15 protein-coding genes are annotated in these 21765 nt (G+C 73.6%); 8 read left to right on the top strand and 7 right to left on the bottom strand.

What is annotated here, in order from left to right; all coding sequences use genetic code 11:
• The first annotated feature begins 205 nt into the window (after positions 1–205).
• Entirely contained in the window at positions 206–2602 is a 2397-nt protein-coding gene (locus ACFYZF_RS01885; RefSeq protein WP_387014803.1) for a M28 family peptidase, read from the top strand.
• A 79-nt stretch (positions 2603–2681) separates the two neighbouring features.
• Here ACFYZF_RS01885 and ACFYZF_RS01880 read toward each other — a convergent pair whose 3' ends face one another.
• The 4 genes from ACFYZF_RS01880 to ACFYZF_RS01865 form a co-directional block, all read right to left on the bottom strand.
• Complete coding sequence (locus ACFYZF_RS01880; protein WP_387014801.1) at positions 2682–3770, bottom strand: trypsin-like serine peptidase; 1089 nt, start codon at positions 3768–3770, stop codon at positions 2682–2684.
• Between the two features lie 308 nt (positions 3771–4078).
• Complete coding sequence (locus ACFYZF_RS01875; protein WP_117664998.1) at positions 4079–4333, bottom strand: Smr/MutS family protein; 255 nt, start codon at positions 4331–4333, stop codon at positions 4079–4081.
• 157 nt (positions 4334–4490) lie between these two features.
• Positions 4491–4859: a tetratricopeptide repeat protein gene (locus tag ACFYZF_RS01870; protein ID WP_387014797.1), complete on the bottom strand. Its 369-nt coding sequence runs from the start codon at positions 4857–4859 to the stop codon at positions 4491–4493.
• 110 nt (positions 4860–4969) lie between these two features.
• Complete coding sequence (locus ACFYZF_RS01865) at positions 4970–5734, bottom strand: ROK family protein (RefSeq protein ID WP_387014795.1); 765 nt, start codon at positions 5732–5734, stop codon at positions 4970–4972.
• Positions 5735–5842: 108 nt separating this feature from the next.
• Here ACFYZF_RS01865 and ACFYZF_RS01860 point away from each other — a divergent pair, with 108 nt between their 5' ends.
• The 3 genes from ACFYZF_RS01860 to ACFYZF_RS01850 all read left to right on the top strand — a co-directional run bounded on the left by ACFYZF_RS01860 (position 5843) and on the right by ACFYZF_RS01850 (position 8676).
• Positions 5843–7480, top strand: coding sequence for an ABC-F family ATP-binding cassette domain-containing protein (locus ACFYZF_RS01860; RefSeq protein ID WP_387014792.1), 1638 nt, complete (start codon positions 5843–5845; stop codon positions 7478–7480).
• 39 nt (positions 7481–7519) lie between these two features.
• Complete coding sequence (locus ACFYZF_RS01855; protein ID WP_387014790.1) at positions 7520–7837, top strand: hypothetical protein; 318 nt, start codon at positions 7520–7522, stop codon at positions 7835–7837.
• 113 nt (positions 7838–7950) lie between these two features.
• Positions 7951–8676, top strand: coding sequence for a methyltransferase domain-containing protein (locus ACFYZF_RS01850; protein ID WP_387014787.1), 726 nt, complete (start codon positions 7951–7953; stop codon positions 8674–8676).
• Between the two features lie 41 nt (positions 8677–8717).
• Here ACFYZF_RS01850 and ACFYZF_RS01845 read toward each other — a convergent pair whose 3' ends face one another.
• The gene (locus ACFYZF_RS01845; protein ID WP_387014784.1) at positions 8718–10193 is read right to left on the bottom strand and encodes an amino acid permease; all 1476 of its coding nucleotides are present in this window, start codon (positions 10191–10193) and stop codon (positions 8718–8720) included.
• A gap of 331 nt (positions 10194–10524) precedes the next feature.
• Between ACFYZF_RS01845 and ACFYZF_RS01840 the strand changes: the two genes are divergently transcribed.
• Positions 10525–12189, top strand: coding sequence for a glycoside hydrolase family 10 protein (locus ACFYZF_RS01840; protein WP_387014781.1), 1665 nt, complete (start codon positions 10525–10527; stop codon positions 12187–12189).
• A gap of 54 nt (positions 12190–12243) precedes the next feature.
• Here the strand turns inward: ACFYZF_RS01840 and ACFYZF_RS01835 are convergent, their stop codons facing one another.
• Complete coding sequence (locus ACFYZF_RS01835; protein WP_387014778.1) at positions 12244–15126, bottom strand: ATP-binding protein; 2883 nt, start codon at positions 15124–15126, stop codon at positions 12244–12246.
• Between the two features lie 214 nt (positions 15127–15340).
• Positions 15341–15556, bottom strand: a complete 216-nt coding sequence (locus ACFYZF_RS01830) for a zinc ribbon domain-containing protein (RefSeq protein ID WP_387014776.1) — start codon at positions 15554–15556, stop codon at positions 15341–15343.
• 38 nt (positions 15557–15594) lie between these two features.
• On the opposite strand from ACFYZF_RS01830, the gene ACFYZF_RS01825 reads away from it, so the two are divergent.
• From ACFYZF_RS01825 to ACFYZF_RS01815, 3 genes are all read left to right on the top strand, one after another.
• Complete coding sequence (locus ACFYZF_RS01825) at positions 15595–17226, top strand: lytic transglycosylase domain-containing protein (protein WP_387014774.1); 1632 nt, start codon at positions 15595–15597, stop codon at positions 17224–17226.
• A 72-nt stretch (positions 17227–17298) separates the two neighbouring features.
• Complete coding sequence (locus ACFYZF_RS01820) at positions 17299–18315, top strand: GNAT family N-acetyltransferase (protein WP_387016012.1); 1017 nt, start codon at positions 17299–17301, stop codon at positions 18313–18315.
• Positions 18316–18437: 122 nt separating this feature from the next.
• The gene (locus tag ACFYZF_RS01815; RefSeq protein ID WP_387014771.1) at positions 18438–21713 is read left to right on the top strand and encodes a lamin tail domain-containing protein; all 3276 of its coding nucleotides are present in this window, start codon (positions 18438–18440) and stop codon (positions 21711–21713) included.
• Positions 21714–21765: the final 52 nt, after the last annotated feature.

Raw genomic sequence — 21765 nt, 5'->3', positions numbered from 1 at the left:
CTGGTGATGTCGGGCTCCTTCCGAGTGCCCTGCTGATCCTGTATTAGACAACGGTCGCACACAACACGACGGGCCCGGCACGGGCGGCCTGCCCTCCGTCACGAGCCGGGCGGGCAAAGGAACAAGTGGCCCGACGGGCGGTCCCGCTGCCGGCCCCGGCGGTGCAGGATGGTGCCCACCCTGGCCCCACCCCCGAGGAGACCCCGTGGGCGCACCGCTCCCCACCCGCGCCGCAGACCGGGCGCTGACCCGGCCCCGCCGCCGGTCGCTCGCCGCCCTGGCCGCGCTCGCCGCCCTGCTCGCGGTCGGCGGCACCGTCGCGTACGACCTGGACACCCCCGACCCGGCCCCGGCCGACGCGCCGGCCGACACGTTCAGCGCCGGGCGGGCGTACCAGAACGTGCAGGCCGTCGCGGCCCGGCCGCACCCGGCCGGCAGCCCGGCCAACGACCAGGTCCGCGCGCATGTGGAGAGCGTGCTGCGCGGCCTCGGCCTGGAGACCACGGTGCAGGACACCGTCGCCGAGGAGGCCGGCCAGCTCAGCGGGGCCGCCGCCGGGGCGACCCTGGCCCGGGTCCGTAACGTGGTGGCCCGGCTGCCCGGAACCGACCCGACCGGGAAGGTGTTCCTGGTCGCCCACTACGACTCGGTGCAGTCCGGGCCGGGCGGCAACGACGACGCCGCGGGCACCTCCACGATCCTGGAGGTGGCCCGGGCGCTGACCGCCGGTCCCCGCCCCCGCAACGACGTGGTCTTCGTGCTCACCGACGCCGAGGAGGCATGCCTGTGCGGGGCGTCCGCGTTCGCGGCGGACCACCCGCTCGCCGCCGACGGCGGGGTGGTGCTCAACCTGGAGGCGCGCGGCTCCACCGGCCCGGTGATCATGTTCGAGACGTCCCGGGACAACGCGAAGCTGGTGGACGTCTTCGGCCGGGCCGCCCCACACCCCGTCGGCACCTCGTTCGCGGTGGAGATCTACCGGGCGCTGCCCAACGACACCGACTTCACCGCGTTCCTCGACCGGGCCGGGTTCGTCGGGCTGAACTCGGCGTACATCGACGGCGGGGCGATCTACCACACCCCGCTGGACACCCCGGCCGCGATGGACCGGGCCAGCCTCCAGCAGCATGGCGACAACGCGCTCGGCCTGACCCGCGAGTTCGGCCGTGCCGACCTGACGGACCTGCGCTCCGGGCATGACGCCACGTACTTCCCCGTTCCCGGCGGCCTGGTCCGCTACCCCGGCTGGCTGGTGCTGCCGCTGGCACTGGCGGCGCTGGTCGCCGTCGCCGCGCTCGGCTGGCTGGCCCGTCGGCGCGGCCGGACCACGTACGGGCGGCTGGCCGCCGGGTTCGGGCTGGCGCTGGCGCCGATCGTCGCCGCCCCGCTGGCCGCGCAGTTGCTCTGGGCGGGGATCACCGCCGTTCGGCCCGGCTACGCCGAGCTGCTCGACCCGTACCGGCCGACCTGGTACCGGCTCGCGGTGGTGGCGCTCGCCGCCGCGATCCTGGTCGCCTGGTACGCGCTGACCCGCCGCCGGGTCGGCCCGGCCGCCCTGGCGGTCGGCGGGCTGGGCTGGCTGGCCGTGCTCGGCGTGGTGCTCGCGCTGCTGGTGCCCGGCGGGGCGTACCTGACGACCCTGCCGGCCCTGGCCGGCGCGGCGGCCGGGCTGGTCGCCCTGGGCACCCGGGTCGACGGCCCCTGGCCGGTGGTCTCGGTGACCCTGGCCGGCTCGGTCGCCGTGCTGATCCTGCTGCCGACCGTGGTGCTGCTCTTCCCGGCGCTCGGCATGGCGATGGGCGGCGTCGCGGCCCTGTTCGCGGTGCTGCTCGGGCTCGCCGCGCTGCCGGTGGTGGACCTGCTGCACCCGGAGGCCGGCGGGCAGCGCGGCATGGTCGCGGCCCGGGCCCGCCGGGCGGGCGCGCTGCCGGCCGTCGCTGCCGGGCTCGCGGCGGCGGTGTTCGCCGGGGTCGGGCTAGCCGTCGACCGGTTCGACGCCGCCCATCCGGTGCCCACCCACCTGATGTACGCCCTGGACGCCGGCACCGGGCAGGCCCGCTGGCTCAGCCGCGAGACCGATCCCCAGCCCTGGACCGACGGGTACGTCGACGGAGTGGCCGAGGTCGGGGACTTCCCCGGGCTCGGCGACGCCGAGCTGCGGGGCGGTCCGGCCCAGGCGGCGAACGTGCCCGCGCCGAAGCTGGAGATCCTCGCCGACACCGGTACCGGCTCTGGCTCCGCTGATCGGCGGACCGTGCGGGTGCGGCTCACCCCGCAGCGGCCGGTCCGGCTCGCCACCCTGCACGTCGACGGCGCGACCGTGGTGGAGTCCGCGACCGTGAACGGGCGGCGGATCGACGGCGGTCGGCCCGCCGACGACGCGGCCTGGGGCTTCGGGCTGGTCTTCCACGCCCCGCCGCCGGAGGGCATCGAGATCACCCTGGAGCTGGCACCCGGCACCCGGCCGGCGACGCTGCGGGCCATGGACGCCAGCGACGGCCTGGACGCCGTGCCCGGGTTCCGCCCCCGTCCGCCGGATGTCGGGGTGGTCGGCTCCCACAGCTCGGAGATGCTCGCGGTGGCCCGCACGTACCCGCTGTGACCGCGTCGCCGGGGAGGGCGGCCGACCGCGCTCCCCGGCGACCCGCCTTCACCGACGGAGGAAGGGATCCAAGGGCTGCTCAGACGGTCAACGACTCGACCGACAGGTAGAAGTTCTGGGTGGCCAGGCCGTAGTACGGCGAGAACATGCGGCCCGGCACGGTGTCCAGAACAAAGCTGTTGTGCCCGTTGATCAGACCGGTGCTGCCGTTGAACTGGGTGAGCCAGTAGCCGCCGGACGAGCCACTTGTCATGTCGTTTTCCATGTAGATGATGCTGGCTCCGGCGTCGTGGGCGAGGCTGTTCGCCCTCCACAGGGTCTGCCCGTTGAACGGTGGTCCCGCCGGGTAGCCGAACGCCCAGGCGTACTGGATGGGCTGGCCGAAGGTGATGCCCATGCCACCCACGACGTCCTGGATTCGCTGGCCGAGCGAGTTGCGCGGCATGAGGACAGCGCCCACGTCGTCTTTCCAGTCGTTGTGCATTGCCCAGTTGCCGTCGGCATACGTGATGAGCGCGGGCCAGTGGCCGTAGGGGGCGGTTCCGTTTTGATAGTTCGGCACGAACGTGAAGTTGACGGCCCAGCGCCTCTTTCCGTTCTCGTCCAGCTCGGTCACACAGTGCCCAGCGGTCCAGACCAGTGATTTACCCGAAGCGTTGACCACGCCGGCCGAGCAGACATAGTCCTCTCCCCGCATCGTGAAGAACACCTTGCCGCTGGTGCGGGCCACCGGATGCCCGATCGGGTAGAAGGGCTGGGACGAGCTGATTGTCATGCCGGTCGCCGTGCTGCTGGTCGCCGGCCCGGCAGCCGGACCGATGGGTGCCTGCGCGACCGTCGGCTCGGCCGGGGGGACCGTGAACGGCTCGCCTCGCGGTCGACTGGCCCGGCTGGGCGCTGTCAGGTCCCCGACCGTCGTGGCGGAGATCGTCTTTCCCGCAGGGCGGGCCGAACGCATCCGCTCCGGTGTCCAGTACGAGGCCAGGGCCCGCTCCTTGGCGGCGACGCCGGTGCCCTTGATCGAACGGGCCACCTCCGGGCTGAACTCGCTGACGTGGCCGACCGCCCCATCGACCGACAGCAGCGCATCGATGCCGGGTGGTGTCAGAGCCGCCGTGCTCGGAGCGGCCATGGCCATGCTCGCCGCCACGGCGAGCGTCGTGGACACGACGAGCCCACGTAGTAACTTCCGGGACATCCCGTACCTGCCTCTCGGGTGGATCTTGACGATTAGAGAGGCTAGCCCCGTCGATCGATTTGGCCATCGAGAATTCACCGTTATGCGGATGAAGAAACTTGAGGCCAATCCGACCTAATTGTTCCAGGTGTGAAAATGCTCAATTTCGTCATTTAGATCGCGCTGTGATCGCATATATGCCCACTTGGCGCGGAGTGGCGACGTGAGGATGTGCACACTATCGCGAATATGACAGGAATCGGCCATTGAACGTAGCAGGTCAGAGCTCATGCCGTCGCTTACTTCCAGCGGAAGTGGATGAAGAGTCGGCCGAAGTTCTTCGAGTCCTTCTCCACCCGGTGGTAGAGCTGCTTGACATCCTTCTGGTCGAGAAAGCGCAGCACCCGCTTCTTGAGCTGGCCGGAGCCCTTGCCGGGGATGATCTCGACGAGGGTGGCCTTCTTCGCCACCGCCTCGTCCATGATCCCGCGCAGCGCGCGGTCGATGTCCTGGCCCTTGTTGAAGATGTCGTGCAGGTCCAGCTTGAGCTTCATGCCGCCTCCACCACCTGTGCACGTCCCATGGCAGCCCATGGTAGGCCGCAGCCGCGGGGAGGAGGCTCAGGCCTCGTCGTCCAGGTTCGGCCGGACAACGTCCAGGTTCGGCCGGGCAAGGGGAGGGGCGAGTTCCCCTACCCCTTGCCCGGCGCGGTCAGTGGCCGCCGCTGACCCGGTTCTCCACCCGGCGCAGCGCGGTCGCGTAGTCGGTGTTCGTCGAGTGCATCGCGGCGGCGATGCGCAGGTGCCGCAGCGCGTCCGTCGGGCGGTTCAGCCGCTCCAGCGTCCGGCCGAGCACGTGATGCGCGTAGTGGTCGCTGGGGTCCCGGTCGACCAGCTCGCGCAGCTGCTCCTCGGCGCGGTGGAGCTGCGCGGTCTGGAAGTACGCCCGGGCCAGCAGCTGTCGTACCGAGGAGTTGCCCGGCTCGGCCTCGACGATCGGCTCCAGCAGCCGAACCGCTCCGGACGCGTCACCCATCTCGAAGAACATGGTCGCCCGCCGGTACTCCGCCAGAAGATCCATGACCCACCTCCTCGTCTCGCGCCGTCACTGATCCGACGCTGGCACAACACCGCGCGGAACGCGAGTGTTCCTGCGGCGAAACCCGCCGGACCGGGCCGACGAGGGCACGGTCAGGCCGACGTCCTTCCCCTGTCCAGGTCCCAGGCGCGGACGCCGCCGACGATCCCGGCGGTGTTCGGCACCACCACCACGTCGTCGCCCATCCGGGCGAGCTGCTCGGGCCGGATCAGCCGCGAGTTGCCCCCGCCCAGGTAGAGCCGGTCCCAGCGGAACACCGGGCGCAGGCCGTCCACCACCTGCCGGATCCGGCGGGACCAGAACGCGTCGCCGAGGCGGCGGCGCTCCGGCTCCCCCACGTACGTGTCGTAGGTGGTGCCCCAGCGCACCGGGGCGTGGGACAGCTCCAGGTGCGGGGCGAGCACGCCGCCGTCGAAGACGGCACTGCCCAGCCCGGTGCCGAGGGTCAGCACCAGCTCCAGGCCGGTGCCGGCCACCACCCCGGCGCCGTGCACCTCGGCGTCGTTGAGCACCAGGGCGGGCACCCCGAAGGCGTCGGCGACCGCCGTACGCGCGTCGAAGCCGGACCACTCGGCCAACAGGTCGGGGTCGACCCGGCTGCGGGGGCCGGCCCGGGTCACGTAGTGCGGCGTGGCCACCACCACGCCGTGCCGGAGCATGCCGGGCATCCCGACGGTCACCCGGTCCGCCGTGGGCAGCCGGCCGCCGAGGTCCAGCAGGGTCTTCACGAACAGCGCGGGCGGCAGGGGGTACGGAGTGGGCTCCCGCAGCGGCCGGGCCCGCATCGTCCCCGCGCCGTCGAGCACCGACGCCTTGATCCCGCCGCCGCCGCAGTCGATCGCCAGAGTCGTCGCCACGCCGGTGAGTCTGCCCCGCGCGGGGCGGGCGCGGGTGCCGGGTGCCGGAACCGACCGCCGGACCGGCCGCCGAACGCCGATGGGCGCGACCGATAGGCTTGCCTTCTCATGAGCGCGACGATGGTGGTCAAGGATCTCGACGCCGGACACGGGGAGCGGCTGCTCTTCGCCGGGCTGGACCTGGTGGTCGCCCCGGGCGACGTGGTCGGCCTGGTGGGGGTGAACGGGGCGGGCAAGTCGACGCTGCTGCGTACCCTTGCCGGGCTGCTGCCGGTCGAGGCCGGCAGCGTCACCCTCAGCCCGCCCACCGCGGCGGTCGGGCACCTGCCGCAGGAGCCGGAGCGCCGGCCGGGCGAGACGTTGCGGGACTTCCTGGCCCGGCGGACCGGGGTGACGGCCGCCCAGGCTGCGCTGGACGCGGCCACCGAGGCGCTGACCGCCGGGGCGCCGGGGGCCGACGACGCGTACGCCGACGCGCTGGAGCGCTGGCTGGGCCTCGGCGGGGCGGACCTGGAGGAGCGGGCCGAGCAGGTGGCCGCCGAGCTGGGCCTCGCCGTCGACCTGGACCACCCGATGACCGGCCTCTCCGGCGGGCAGGCGGCCCGCGCGGGGCTGGCCTCGCTGCTGCTCAGCCGGTACGACATCTTCCTGCTCGACGAGCCCACCAACGACCTCGACCTGGCCGGGCTGGACCGGCTGGAGCAGTTCGTCACCGGGCTCCGCGCCGGCACGGTGCTGGTCAGCCACGACCGGGAGTTCCTCAGCCGCACGGTGACCCGGGTGCTGGAGCTGGACCTGCACCAGCAGCAGGTCCGGCACTACGGCGGCGGCTACGCGGCGTACCTGGAGGAGCGGGAGGTGGCCCGCCGGCACGCCCGCGACGAGTACGACGAGTACGCCGACACCCGGGCCGGGCTGGAGGCCCGCGCCCGCACCCAGCGGTCCTGGATGGAGAAGGGCGTGAAGAACGCCCGGCGCAAGGCCACCGACAACGACAAGATCGGCCGCAAGTTCCGCTCCGAGGCGAGCGAGAAGCAGGCGGCGAAGGCCAAGCAGACCGCGCGGCTGATCGAACGGCTGGACGTGGTCGAGGAGCCGCGCAAGGAGTGGGAGCTGCGGATGGAGATCGCCGCCGCGCCCCGCGCCGGCGCCGTCGTGGCCTCGCTCCGCGACGCCGTGGTACGCCGGGGGGACTTCACCCTCGGCCCGGTGACCCTCCAGGTCGACTGGGCCGACCGGATGGCGATCACCGGTGCGAACGGGTCCGGCAAGACCACCCTGCTCGGGGCGTTGCTGGGCCGGCTGCCGCTGGACGCCGGGCACGCCGCGCTGGGCCCCGGCGTGGTGGTCGGCGAGGTCGACCAGGCCCGGGGGCTGTTCCTCGGCGGCCAGCCCCTGCTGGACGCGTTCCAGCTGGCCGTACCGGAGCTGGCGCCGGCCGACGCGCGGACGCTGCTGGCCAAGTTCGGCCTACGGGCCGACCACGTGTTGCGGCCGGCGGCGTCGCTGTCGCCCGGCGAGCGGACCCGGGCGGCGCTGGCGCTGCTCCAGGGGCGCGGGGTGAACCTGCTGGTGCTCGACGAGCCGACCAACCACCTCGACCTGGCGGCCATCGAGCAGTTGGAGGCGGCGCTGGCCGAGTACCCGGGGACGCTGCTGCTGGTCACCCACGACCGGCGGATGCTCGAAGCGGTGGCCGTCAACCGCCGGGTGCGGGTGGACGCGGGACGGATCGCCGAGGACTGACGGCGTGCCGACCGGCGGTCCCGGGGTGACAATGACCCCATGCTCAAGTGGGAGTACGCGCTGTTGGTCCGCCGTCGCCAGGCGGCCAGCACCGACACCGGCTGGGAGATCGTCTTCGTCTGGTACGGCCCGGACGGCTCGATGGTCGACGTCACCCCGTACGGCGACACGTCGCTGGCCCATCTGAACCGGGCCGGCGACCAGGGCTGGGAGTTGGTGGCGATGAGCGAGGACCCGTCCATGCCGGGCAGCAGCGAGCTGCACCGCTACCACCTCAAGCGGCCCAAGGCGGCCACCCCGTCGCCCCGGCAGCGGATCCGGGGCCCCGGCCGCCCGGTCCGCCGCTTACCCGGCTGACCCGCCGCCTGCCCGGCTGACCGCCACCTGCCAGGCTGATCCGCCCGCAACGGGTCCGCCCCGGCGGGCATAGCCCCGGCGGATCCGGGTAACGCGGCCGGCGGAGGTGGCCCATGGTCGCGCTGGCCCTGACCCCGCCCTCGGCCGAACGGCTGCGGGCGGTCGACGACTTCCTCGCCGAGGCGTGGGCGGAACAGGCGTCCCACGACGAACGGCTGCGCGACCTCGCGGTGCGGGTGCGCTTCGACCAGGGGGTGGCCCACCTGACCGGCGAGGTCGACGACCCGGCGCAGCTCCGGCTGGTCCGGGACCTGGTCGGCCGGCTCGCCGGGGTGTTCGGGGTCTGGGGCCGGGTCCGGGTGGCCGGCCGGGACCCGGTCGTGGTCGACCTGGGCTGCGGCGGCACCAAGCAGTACCCGGGCAACCTGGGGCTGGACCTCTTCCCCGCCCCGGGGGTGGACGCGGTGGCCGACCTGTCCGGCTCGCTGCCGCTGGCCGACGACTCGGTGGACGTGCTCTTCGCGGTGCACATCCTGGAGCACCTGATCGACTTCCTGCCCCTGGTGGACGAGTGTCACCGGGTGCTCCGGCCGGGCGGTGTGCTGCATGTGATGAGCCCCTGGTGGGGGCACGTGAACGCGGTGGCCGACCCGACCCATGTCCGGCTGCTCGACGTGCAGACGTTCAAGGGCATCTGCCTCCAGCGCCCGCCGGGCAACCCGCGTTGGTACCCCCTGCACGCGGGCTGCGACGGTGCCAGCATCTTCGCCGACCTCACGCCCCTCCCCCCGAACGCCACCCCACCACCCACCCCGCACCTCGCCCGCTTCTTCACCTGACCCCCACCCACCCCGGGTCCGGGGTGGGGCGGGGAACGTGGTCAGGGGTTGGCGTGGGTGGCGAGTCGGTTGCGGCGGTAGCCGTAGCCGAAGTAGATGAGCGTTCCGAGCAGCATCCAGATCAGGAACCGGAGCCAGGTTTCCACCGACAGGTTGAGCATCAGGTAGAAGCAGGCCAGCGCGGAGACGATCGGCAGCACCGGGGAGAACGGAACCCGGAAGGGCCGGTCCAGGTCGGGGCGCTTACGGCGCAGGATCGGGACCGCGACCGACACGAGCACGAACGCGCAGAGCGCGCCGATGCTGACCAGGTCGGCCAGCGCGGACAGCGGCAGGAAGCCGGCGAGCAGCGCCACGGCCACGGTCATCACGGCCGAGATCCGGTACGGGGTGCCCCAGCGTGGATGGATCTTGGCGATCGACGGCGGGATCAGCCCGTCCCGGCTGATCGCGAAGCCGATCCGGCCCATGGCCACCAGTTGCACCAGGACCACGCTGGTCAGGCCGGCGACGGCGGCGATGGAGACGAGGACACCGGCCCAGCCCGCGCCGACCGCGTTGAAGGCGGAGGCGATCGGGGCGCCCCGGTCGATCTCGGTGTACGGGACCATGCCGACCACCACGAGCGAGACGCCGATGTACAGCACCGTGGAGATCAGCAGGGTGCCGAGCAGTCCCAGGGGAAGATCGCGCTTGGGCCGCCTGGTCTCCTCGCCGAGGTTGGCCACCGCCTCGAAGCCGGTGTACGCGAAGAAGACCACCGCGGCGGCGCTGAGCACCCCGACGAACCCGAAGACCGAGGGCTCCAGCCCGAACAGGGCCTGGGTGACGGGCTGCTTGATGCCGTCGTCGCCGGCCCCGGCGGGCTCGGACGGCGGGATGAACGGGGTGAGGTTCGCGGCCTTCACGAAGAACAGGCCGGCGACCACGACGAACACACAGATGGCCACCTTGACCAGCACGAGCAGGTTGGTCACCCGGGCGGACTCGCGGATGCCGACGATCGCCACGACGCCGAGCAGCAGAACAATGCCGATCGCTCCGAGGTTGACCACGCTGCCCTCCTCGCCGAACCAGGCGGTGGGCAGGCCGAACAGCTCGGCGAGGTAGCCGGACCAGCCCCGGGCCACCACCGCGGAGCCGAGGGCGAACTCCAGCAGCAGGTCCCAGCCGATGATCCAGGCGACGATCTCGCCCATGGTCGCGTACGCGTAGGTGTAGGCGCTGCCGGCGGCCGGGACGCTGGACGCCAGCTCGGCGTAGCAGAGGGCGGCGAGCAGGGCGACCACCCCGGCGATGGCGAACGAGATCACCACGCCCGGCCCGGCGCTGTCCCGGGCCTCGATGCCGGTGAGCGTGAAGATGCCGGTACCGATCACGATGCCGATGCCGAAGCCGGTCAGGTCGACGGCGCCGAGCCGGCGCTTCAGGCCGGGCCCGCCGTCGCTGCCGTCCGCCTCGCCCTGGGCTATCACGTCCCTGATCGGTTTGGTACGCAGCACGGACACCGCACTCACCCCTCCCACCGTGCGACCACCACCGCGGCGGCCGGTGACCGGCCAAGCTACCCAGCCGGCCGAGCCGCGAACCCCGACCGTCGGTGTCGGTGAGGTCACGGTCCGACAGATGGGTGGGTCACACCCGGGGCGATCGGGTGGCCGGTCGGCGCGGATCTGGCCGGAGGACTTGCGCCACCCCTGCCCGGTGTGAAAATTTCCTACCAGCGACAGATTTCCATCGGCGGATGTTGCCGAGGGTGTGTGCCACGCGCAACGGCCGGGGTCGGCCGCGCGGGGTCCGTCGCCACCCGACCCCGTCATGCCGAGCCCCAACGAAGGGACGCACCGGATGAAGGCAACTCGGCTCAGAGCCGCCGGGCTGGCCGTAGCCCTGCTCGGGGCGCTCGTCGCCGTCTCCCCCACGGCCGCCAGCGCGGCGGGGACCGACGCGAACGACGCCGCCACCACCTCCTGCACCACCGACCCGGCCACCCCGAAGCGACAGTTCCGGGCCATGTGGATCTCGTCGGTGGTCAACATCGACTGGCCGAGCAAGGCGTCCCAGACCGCCCCGGACCGGATCGCCGCCCAGCAGGCGGAGTACCTGGGCCTGCTCGACCTGGCGAAGAAGCTGAACCACAACGCGGTGGTGGTGCAGGTCCGGCCCACCGCCGACGCGCTCTGGCCCTCGCCGCACGAGCCGTGGTCGGAATACCTGACCGGGGTACGCGGGCAGGACCCGGGCTGGGACCCGCTGGCCTTCCTCGTCGCCGAGTCGCACAAGCGCAACCTGGAGTTCCACGCCTGGTTCAACCCGTACCGGATCTCCATGCCGGCTCCCGGCGGCGCGGGCGCGGACCTGGACAAGCTGGCCCCGAACCACCCGGTCCGGCAGCACCCGGAGTGGACCTTCGCGTACCCGCCGGCCGGGGTCGCCGGCAGCCGGCTCTACTACAACCCCGGCATTCCCGAGGCCCGCGAGTTCGTCCAGACCGCGATGATGGACGCCGTCACTCGGTACGACGTCGACGGCGTGCACTTCGACGACTACTTCTACCCGTACCCGAGCGGCACCCACCAGGTGCCGGACGACGCGGCGTTCGCCGAGTTCAACCGGGGCTTCACCAATCGGGCCGATTGGCGGCGCGACAACATCAACCTGCTGATCCAGGAGATGAGCGCCAAGATCAAGGCCGCGAAGCCGTGGGTGAAGTTCGGGGCCAGCCCGTTCGGCATCTGGCGGAACAAGTCGGCGGACCCGCTCGGCTCGGACACGACCGGCAGCCAGTCGTACGACATCATCTCCGCCGACACCCGCAAGTGGGTGAAGGAGGAGTGGATCGACTACATCGTGCCGCAGCTCTACTGGTACATCGGCCAGTACCCGGCCGCCGACTACGCCCGGCTGGTGCCGTGGTGGGCCGAGACGGTGCGCGGCACCCGCGTACAGCTCTACATCGGGCAGGCCGACTACAAGAGCGGTGACCCGGCGTACGGGTCGTTCTGGATGAACCCGCGCGAGTTGTCGGACCACCTGACGCTCAACCGGTCGTACCCGGAGGTGCTCGGCAACTCGCACTTCTCCGCCGTACAGGTGCGGGCGAACCGGCTCGGCGCGACCGACATCTACGCCGCCGAGCACTACTCCCGCCCGGCCCTGGTGCCGGCGATGCCGCACCTGCCGGCCAAGCCGCTGCTGCCCCCGGTGGTGACCGGCGCGCAGCGGCAGGACGACGGCGTGCGGCTGAGCTGGCGGCAGTTGGCCGACGGCGTGGGCCCGCTCGGCAAGGCGGCCTCGTACGCGATCTACCGGTTCGACGGGAACGGCCTGGTCGGGAAGTGCGGCTTCGCCGACGCGTCCCACCTGGTCGGCACGGTCCGGGCCACCCCCGGCGCGGTGCAGTCCTGGGTGGACGCCACCGCCGAGGCCGGCCAGCGGTACACGTACCACGTGACCGCGCTGGACCGGCTGTACAACGAGAGTTTCGTCAGCCCACCGCGCTTCGTGCGCTGACAGTGGAAGCGAATGCCCCGGGCCGCCCCCAGCGGCCCGGGGCATTCGCCTGTCTCAACTGATGTCACCGGCTGCCGGCGGGTGGGCGGCCCGGGTCAGGCGCGTTCCGGGTGGCTCGCCGAGCGGCGGTCCGGTTCGTGAGCCGAGTTGGCGCGGTACGGCCGGGCCGGCGCTCCGGAACCGGGTCGAGTCCGCGCCCAGGTCGGGGTGCTCCACCGCCAGAGCCAGCGCCGCCGCCTCCTCCAGCCGCAGCTCGCCGCCCTCGCCGTACGCGTCGTCGAAGGCCGCGTCGCCCAGCGTCCGGCGCAGCACCGCCTGCTGCTCCAGCCAGTACGGGCCGCAGATGCCGGGCGTCGACCGCATGCTCGCCCGAATCGCCTGGGCCGCGCCGAAGAGCCGGGCGGCGGTCAGCGGGTCGCCCCCGGCGGCACACCGCGCCGCGATCGCGTTGAGGGTGTCGCAGGCCCGGCGGTGGAACCCGTGGGTCATCCGGGAACGCAGCGCGACCAGTAGGTGTTCGTGCGCCGCGACCAGGTCACGCCGGGCCAGCGCCACCAGGCCGAGCAGCATGTCGACCGACCGTCGTCCCCGGTAGGCCGGGCGGGCCGCCTCGACCGGACGGGCCGCGCCGAGCAGTTCCGCCGCCTCCGCCAGGGCACCGCGCCGCCAGAGCAGCTCGGCGAGGCTGAACACGGCGAGCAGCGCGTCGGGGACGACGTCCCGCTCGTGCGCCCAGTCGATGACCTCCCGGCAGACCCGCTCGGCCTCGGCGAACTGTCCCATGTCGATCAGCGGCCCGGCCCGCCCGGCCAGCACCCGGGCCAGCAGGCCGGCGTCGCCGGCCTGCCGGGCCACCGCCTCGGCCCGCTGGGAGTAGCGCAGTTCCTCGGTGAACTCGCCGTCCGCACCGGCGTGCAGCGAGTGCATGTGGTACGCCGCCGCCAGCTCGTCCTCCGGGACGACCTCCCCGGTCTCGGCCATCCGGCCGTACAGCCGGAACAGCCAGAGCCGCCCTTCCCGGGCCAGCCCACGTTCCCGCCACCACTGGTCCAGCCCACCGGCCAGGCGCAGCCCCGCCCGGGCGCTGCCGCCGGTGGCACACCAGCGCAGGGCGGCCCGCAGCTCGCCGGCGAGCGGGTCCAGGGCGTACAGGGAGAGGGTGACCGGCCGACCGTCCGGCCCGAGATGCGCCTGCCGCAACGCGTGCGCGGACCACGCGAGGTGCCGGTCCCGGGCGGCCCGCTCCTCCCCTGCCTGCACCAGCCGGCGCGCCGCGTACGCCCGGATCGGGTCGAGCATCCGGTAGGTGCCCCCCGCGGCGTGCGGCTCGGCCTGGATCATGGACTTGTCGACCAGCACCGACAGCGGGTCGATCGGGTCGTCGTCGAGCAGCCACTCCACGGTCGGCAGGTCCACCGGCCCGGCGAAGACCGCGAGCCAGCGCAGCAGCCGGGCCGCCCGGGGCCCGATCGTCCGGTAGGACCAGGTGACGGTGGCCTGCATGGTGAGGTGCCGCTCGCGGGCCGAACGCCGCATCGCCCGGACGGCCGGGGTGGGCGGCGCACTGCCCCGGGACGCCGCCACCAGGTCGACGGTGTCCTGCTGGTTGCCCGTCCAGCCGCGCTCGGGCCGGGGCGGGCCGGGGTCGTCCCGGCCGGCGTCCAGGGTGCCCAGCACGTCGTCCAGGCGCTCGGCGAGCTGCCCCACGGAGAGCACCCGCAGCCGGGCGGCGGCCAGCTCGATGGCGAGCGGGAGCCCGTCCAGTCGCCGCACCACCCGCCGCAGGTCCGCCGCCTCGGCCGGGTCCGGCTGCCGCCCGCCCCGGGCCGCCACCGTTCGGTCCAGCAGCAGCGCCACCGCATCGCTCTCCGCGCCGTCGGGCCGGGGCTCCACGGACAGCGGCGGGATCCGCCACACCACCTCGCCGGGCAGGCCGAACGACTCGCGACTGGTGGCGAGCACCCGGGTTCCGCCCCCGCCGGCGAGCAGCCGGGAGATCAACTCAGCTGAGGCGGACGGCTGGGCGTCGCAGGTGTCGAGCAGGACCAGCATCCGGCGGGCGGCGGCGTACTCGACGAGGGTGTCCACCATCGGGCGGCCGGGCTCCGGACGCAGCCCGAGCACGGCGGCGACCGCGAACGCCACCAGCCCGGGGTCGGTCACCGCGGCGATGTCGACGAACCAGACCCCGTCCGGGTGGTCCTCCACCATCCCGGTGACCAGCTCGACGGCGAGCCGGGTCTTGCCCGCCCCGCCCGCACCGAGCACCGTGACCAGCCGGTGCCGCTCGACCAGGCGGCGCAGCTCGGCCCGTTCGGGCTCCCGGCCGACGAACGAGGTGACCTGGGTCGGCAGGTTGTGCGCCACCGCGTCGGCGGTGCGCGGCCGGGGGAACTGCCGCTCCAGGCCGGGCGCGACGAGTTGGAACAGTCGTTCCCGGTCGTCGAAGCCGCGCAGCCGGTACAGCCCGAGGTCGATGAGGGACGCGCCCGCCGGCAGTGGGTCGGCGTACCGGGCGGTGGACCCCGAGCAGAGCACCTGCCCGCCGTGCGCGGCGGCGGCTACCCGGGCGGCCCGGTGCACCTCGGCGCTGGCGTACTCGCCGTCGCGCGGCTCGGCCCAACCCGTGTGCAGGCCCATCCGGACCCGGGGCGCGGCCTCGGGTGCCGGCCAGTCGTGGGTGGACAGCGCACGCTGTGCGGTGAGGCAGGCGGTGAGCGCCACGCCGGCGTCGGGGAACGCGATGAAGAACGAGTCGCCCTCGGTCAGCAGCTCCGCGCCGTCGGTGCCGGCCAGGGTGTGGCGCAGCAGGCGGCGGTGTTCCCGCAGCACCGGGCGGTACTCCGGGCCGAGCAGCTGGGCCAGTCGTGTCGAACCCTCGATGTCGGTGAACACGAAGGTCACCCAACCGCTCGGGAGGTGGTTCCCTGGCGACATAAGTCGAACCTCCGCCCCCGTTACGACGGGTTCATGCTGCCCCATGTCCGCGCCGTCACGCATCGTGAGAACGGCCGGGCGGAATCAGACCCAAGGTTCCATCCAGGGCCGTAACCGGCAGGTCGGGCGGTACGCCCCGCGCGAAGAGCACGACGAGCGTCGGCTCTGCTCGGACGGTGCCGGCGGGCGGAACCGGCGGCCGGAGCGGACGGGGTCAGCAGCCGCAGCCCCCGCCGCAGCAGCCCCCGCCGGAGGGGGCCGGCGCGGACGTGCCGGCGCCGCCCCGACCGGTCACGGCCACTGCGGAGAGCAGCTTGACCGTGTCGTCGTGCCCCTGCGGGCAGGGCGCCGGCTCGCCGGCTTGCGCCATCGGACGGTTGATCTCGAACGTGTCGCCGCAAGCGCGACAGCGGAACTCGTACCGGGGCATGGCACAAGAGTACGACCGGTCCTGACGGGACGCGGGACATGGGTGATACTCGACGGGTGGTGGACGGCGAGGACAAGTCGACGGTTCGACCCCTGCGGCCGGCCGCGCCGCCCGAGGACCCGGGCGGGCACCCGGCGGGCGGCTGGCTGCCCCGCCCCCGCCGGCCCTGGCTGCGGTCGACGGCACCCGCCGACGCGGCCCCCCAACCCGCCGCCCCGCCACCGGCCGCCCCCCAACCCGCCGCTCCCCGGCCCGCCGACGCCTCGGGGCCGGCGGACGCCGGCCAGACCGACGCCGCAGCGGTGACCGGGCCGGAGGCCGGCACGACGGCGACGGCCGCCACGATGGCTGGACAGGGCGACCCCACCCACCCGGCAGAGCAGCCGGAGCCCGGCGCGCCGGCGACGGCCGCCACCACGGCAGCGACGGCCGACGCCGCCGACCCGACGGGGAGACCGGCCGGTGCCGCAGAGCAGACCGACGGCACCGAGCTGGCCGACGGCACCTCGAAGGCCGACACCGACAGGAAGACCGACACCGACAGGAAGACCGACACCGACGGAAGAGCCGACACCGACGGGAAGGCCGACACCGACGGGAAAGCCGCCGGGACCGGCAAGGCCGACGCCGACCAGAAGGCCGCCGGGAGCGACAAAGCCGACGAGGGCGAAAAGGCCGAGAAGGCCGACGCGACGGTCGCGGCCGGAGACGGGCGGGCGAGGAGGTCCCGGCGTCGGGTGCCGTTCGCCCACGCCGTACGCATGCCTCCGCCCCGGCAGGCGGCCCTCTCCGCCGCCCGGGCCACCCGGGCCTGGTCCCGGCGCCCGAGCGGCCGGCTCACCCTGCCCGGGCTGTTCCTGCTCGCCCTGGTCGGGGCGACCGCCGCGGCCGGCGCCCTGCTGGTGCCGGCGGCCGCGCCGGAGTCGCGTCCGGTCGCGGTCGACGCGACCGCCACCACCCCGGAGGGCGGCACGGCGGCGCCACCGGGCGGGGTGGTGCCCGGCGTCACCGGCACCGCGCTGCCGCCCGACGCGACGGCGCTGCCCGGCGCGACCCCGGGCCTCGGCGGCCTGCCGGGCGGGCCGGTGGTCACCGGCCGGCCCGCCGACGCGCTCGCCGGGTGGGCGCAACAGACCGGGGCGAAGGCCGGCATCTCGCCGGTGGCCGTCCAGGCGTACGGCTACGCCGAGCTGGTCCTCGCGCAGAGCAACCCCGGCTGCCGGCTGAGCTGGACCACGCTCGCCGCCATCGGGTACGTCGAGTCGCGGCACGGCCAGGCCAACGGCGCCAGCCTCGGCACGGACGGGCGGGCGCTCCCGGAGATCATCGGCGATCCGCTCGACGGCAACGGCGGCCGGTCGAGGATCCTGGACACCGACCGGGGGCTCTACGACCGGGACACCGTCTACGACCGGGCGATCGGGCCCATGCAGTTCATCCCGACCACCTGGCAGGAGATCGGCGCGGACGCGGACAACGACGGCCGCAAGGACCCGCACGACCTCGACGACGCCGCCCTGGCCGCCGGGAACTACCTGTGCAAGGGCGGCCGGAATCTGACCGTCCCGGGCGACTGGTGGGGGGCCATCCTGTCGTACAACGACGTACGCCGGTACGCCCAGGACGTCTTCGACAAGGCCAACGAGTACGGGTTGGCCAGTCGCACATGACGTGATCATCCGCATACATTGGCGAACTGGACACTTCCGTCACGCTGCCGTTAGCGGCAAGCTAGACGGGTGATGGTGCGCGAATGGGATCCCCGGACCGCGTCGTCCGCCGAAATCGCGTCGCTGCTGGACACGCTGAACGCGGTGCTGGCGGCCGACCTCCCGCAGGATCCGCCGTGGCAGGAGAGTTCCCTGCGGGAGTACCTCTCCGAGGTGATGCCCGGCGAGCGGCGGATCTCCTGGGTGGTCCAGGCCGAGCCGACCGCCGGGAACACGCCCGGCGCGATGCTCGGCCACGTCCACGTGTTGCTGCTCGGCGACATCGGCGTGCTGGAGGTGCTGGTACACCCGACGGCACGCCGCACCGGCCTGGGCCGCGACCTGGTCCGGCTGGCCGCCCGCCGGGTCTACCAGGAGGGGTTCCGGTCGATCGGGGTCGAGGTGGTCGGCGAGACCCCGGCGGTGGCGTTCTACGAGGCGCTCGGCTTCTCCCGGGAGTACGTGGAGACCCGCAGCGTGCTGGACCTGTCCGCGGTGGACTGGACGGCGCTGGCCGAGATGGCCACCGCCGTCGGCGCGGGGTACCGGCTGGAGTTCTGCCCCGGCGGCCCGCCCGACGACCTGATCGACGCGTACGCGCGGGCCAAGGCCGAGGTGCGCGACGTGGACGACGGCGAGCTGCGCCCCAGCTCGTACGACCCGCAGCGGCTGCGGGACAGCCTGGACACGCTGCACCGGCGAGGGATGAAGCCGTACATCGTGCTCGCCATCCACGAGCGCACCGGCGAGGTGGCCGGGCTGACCGAGGTGGTGGTGCCGGCGCAGCACCCGACCCGCGCCGACCAGTACGACACGATCGTGGTGCAGGGCCACCGGGGCTACGGCATCGACCGGGCGATCAAGGCGCGGATGCTGCTGGAGCTGCGCTCGGCCGAGCCGGAGCTGGCCGAGGTGCAGACCTGGAACGCGCAGGCCAACGAGGCGATGCTCAAGGTCAACGCCGAGCTGGGGTACCGCTCCGACCGGGAGTGGTGCGAGTACAGCGTGGACGTGGCCGAGCTGGTGCACCACCTCGACCCGGCCCGCTGACCCGACGACCCGGCGCGGAAGGCGTGGGTCAGGTATCCACCAATGCGCCCTAGGGGGATGGACGGCGGACAGCGCCGCGCCTTAACGTGCGTTGGTTCCCGACCATCCATCGTGGAGGCCCCATGCGCACGCGCCGCAGATACGCCGCGCTAGCGACCGCCGCTGCCGTCACCATCCCGGTCATCGGCATCGCACCCCCCGCGGCCAGCGCCGCGCCCACCGATTTGTTCATCTCCGAATACGTCGAAGGCTCGTCGAACAACAAGGCGATCGAGCTGTACAACGGCACGGGCGCCCCTGTCGACCTCGCCGGCGGCGGCTACCAGCTCCAGCTCCACTTCAACGGCAGCACCACGGCGACCACGCTGGCGCTGGCCGGCACCGTTGCCCCGGGCGACACGTTCGTGTTCGCCGCCGCCTCCGCCTCCCCGGCGATCCTCGCCCAGGCCGACCAGACCACCACCGCTAGCCTGTTCAACGGCGACGACGCGATCGTGCTGCGCAGGGGCGACGCCGTGGTCGACTCGATCGGCCAGGTCGGCGTCGATCCGGGCACCGAGTGGGGCAGCGGCCTCACCAGCACCGCCGACAACACGCTGCGCCGGCTGCCCACGGTGACCTCCGGCGACACCGACCCGTCGGACGCGTTCGCCCCGGCCGCCCAGTGGGCCGGCTTCGCCACCGACACCTTCGACGGGCTCGGCTCCCACACCGTCGACGGGGGTGGCCCCGTCGACCAGCCCGCCACCGTCACCTGCGGGGGCACGCTGACCACGGCCGCCGGCACCGCCGCCAGTCGCGAGGTCACCGCCACCGACCCTGACGACACGATCGTCGACCTGGCGGTCACCTCGGTCAGCCCGGCCCCGGCCACCGGCTCGATCACCCGGACCGGGTTCACCCCGGCCGACGCCGTCGGCGGCACCGCCCGCGCCACCGTCGCCACCAGCGCCGACCTGGCCGCCGGGGCGTACACGGTGACCCTGACCGCCACCGACGCCGACGGCGGCACCGCCACCTGCACGCTGGCCGTGACCGTGACCCGGGAGCTGACTGTCGGCGAGGTGCAGGGCCCGACCACCGACGCCGAGTCCGGCCCGGCCGACCGGTCGCCGCTCGCGCCGGCCTCCGGCAACGGCACCAGCAGCAGCCTGTACGACGTCAGGGGCGTGATCACCCAGCTCACCCTGGCCCGCACCTCGGCCGGGGCGGAGCAGCGCGGCTTCTTCCTGCAGAGCCGTGCCGACGCCACCGACGCCGACCCGACGTCCTCGGACGGCATCTTCGTCTTCGTGGGCTCCTTCACCTCGCTGCCCGGCGGCTACGTGCCGACCGTCGGCGACGAGGTGGTGCTCCGGGCCCGGGTGTCGGAGTACTTCAACTCCACCCAGCTCTCCGGCGCCTCCCTGGTCCGCAGGGTCGCCTCGGGGCTGGACGTGAACGCCGTCGTCACGGTCGACGACGCGGTGCCCCCGGCCGACATGGCCGCCGCGCAGCGGTTCTGGGAGCGGCACGAGGGTGCCCGGCTGCGGGTCCGCGCCGGCAGCGGCGCGGTGAGCGGGCGGGGCGTCTTCCCGTCCACGGCCGACGCCGAGACCTGGGTGGTCGACCGGGACGACCCGTTGCTGGACCGCGCCGACCAGTACGCCCGCCGGGTGTTCCGGGACGCGCACCCGCTGGACAACGACCCGACCCGGCGCTTCGACGACGGCAACGGCCAGCGGATCATGCTGGGCAGCATGGGCGTCAAGGGCGCCGCCGGGGACAGCACCGCGATCCTGCCGCCGTCGAGGACCTTCGACACCCTCGGCGAGGACGCGTACGGCGCGATCTACTACTCGTTCGAGAAGTACGGCGTCCAGGTCGAGGAGGCCGTCTTCGCCGCCGGCGCCGACCCGTCGCGGAACAACCCGCCGAAGCCGGCCGACCGGTCGCAGGAGATCGCGATCGCGACGTACAACGTGGAGAACCTGTACGACCACCGGGACGACCCGTTCGACGGCTGCGACTTCACCGGGAACCCCGGCTGCACCGGGGTCCGCCCGCCGTTCGACTACGTGCCGGCCAGCGAGGCCGACTACCGGGAGCACCTGGCCTCGCTCGCCGACCAGATCCGCACCGACCTGCACGCGCCGGACCTGATCCTGGTGCAGGAGGCCGAGGACCAGGACATCTGTTCCGTCTCCGGTACGGAGCTGGTCTGCGGGGACACCGACAACGCCGACGGCGCCCCGGACACCCTCCAGGACCTGGCGCTGACCATCGCCGCCGCCGGCGGCCCGGCGTACGCCGCCGCGTACGACCGGACCGGCGCGGACGCCCGGGGCATCACCGCCGGGTTCCTGTACCGCACCGACCGGCTGTCGCTGGCGGCGGCGACCGCCGCAGACCCGCTGCTCGGCTCCGCGCCGGTGGTGCCGTACCGGTCGGCGGGTCTGCCGTCCAACGCGGACGTGCAGAACCCGAAGGCGCTCAACGCGGTGCTGCCGGCCGACACCGACACCTCGACCGGCAAGGACGGCAACAACGTCTACACCCGGGCCCCGCAGCTCGGCAAGTTCCTGGTCCGGGCAACCCCCGGCGGCGCCGAGGGATACCACCTGTGGGCGCTGAGCAACCACTTCTCGTCCGGGCCGGACAGCCGGGTCGGGCAGCGCGCCGAGCAGGCCGCGTACGGTGCCGCGCTCGTCACCGCGATCCACAATTCGGACCGGAACTCCCGGGTGGTCTACGGCGGCGACCTGAACGTCTTCCCCCGCCCGGACGACCCGATCGCCACCGGGGCGGACCCGACCCCGTCGGACCAGCTCGCCTCGCTGTACGACGCGGGCCTGCACAGCCTCTGGGACGACCTGGTCGCCGACGTGCCGTCGTCCGCGTACTCGTACAGCTTCGAGGGGCAGGCGCAGACGCTGGACCACCTGTTCGTCAACGACGCGCTGCGCGACGACCTGGTCCAGGTCCGGGCGGCGCACATCAACGCCGACTGGCCGGCGGAGTTCACCGGGGACGGGTCGCGCGGCTCCAGCGACCACGACCCGCAGGTGGCCCGGTTCCGGTCCCGGGCGTCGCTGAGCGTCGGCGACGCCACGGTGGTCGAGGGCGACAAGGGCACCCGCCCGCTGACGTTCACCGTCACCGTGTCCCGGCCGCTGTCCCAGCCCGTGCTGCTCTGCGCCGCCACGTTCGGCACCACGGCGCAGGCGGGGTCGGACTACGACCCGTACGTCGGCTGCAAGACGCTCGCGGCGGGGCAGACCTCGCTGACCTTCGCGGTGACCGTGCGCGGTGACCGGAAGCGGGAGGCCGACGAGAAGGTGAACCTGCTGGTGGCCGGGGTTCCGGGCCTGCGCCTGGCCGACCCGCTCGCCGTGGGCACCATCGCCAACGACGACTGACCCCGCTCCGGCCGACGACGGCCCCCGCCCGGGTACCCGCCCGGGCGGGGGC

The organism is Micromonospora sp. NPDC001898, assembly GCF_042891255.1.
In the GTDB taxonomy this organism is placed as follows: domain Bacteria; phylum Actinomycetota; class Actinomycetes; order Mycobacteriales; family Micromonosporaceae; genus Micromonospora.
This window is presented reverse-complemented; position numbering and strand designations above follow the sequence as displayed.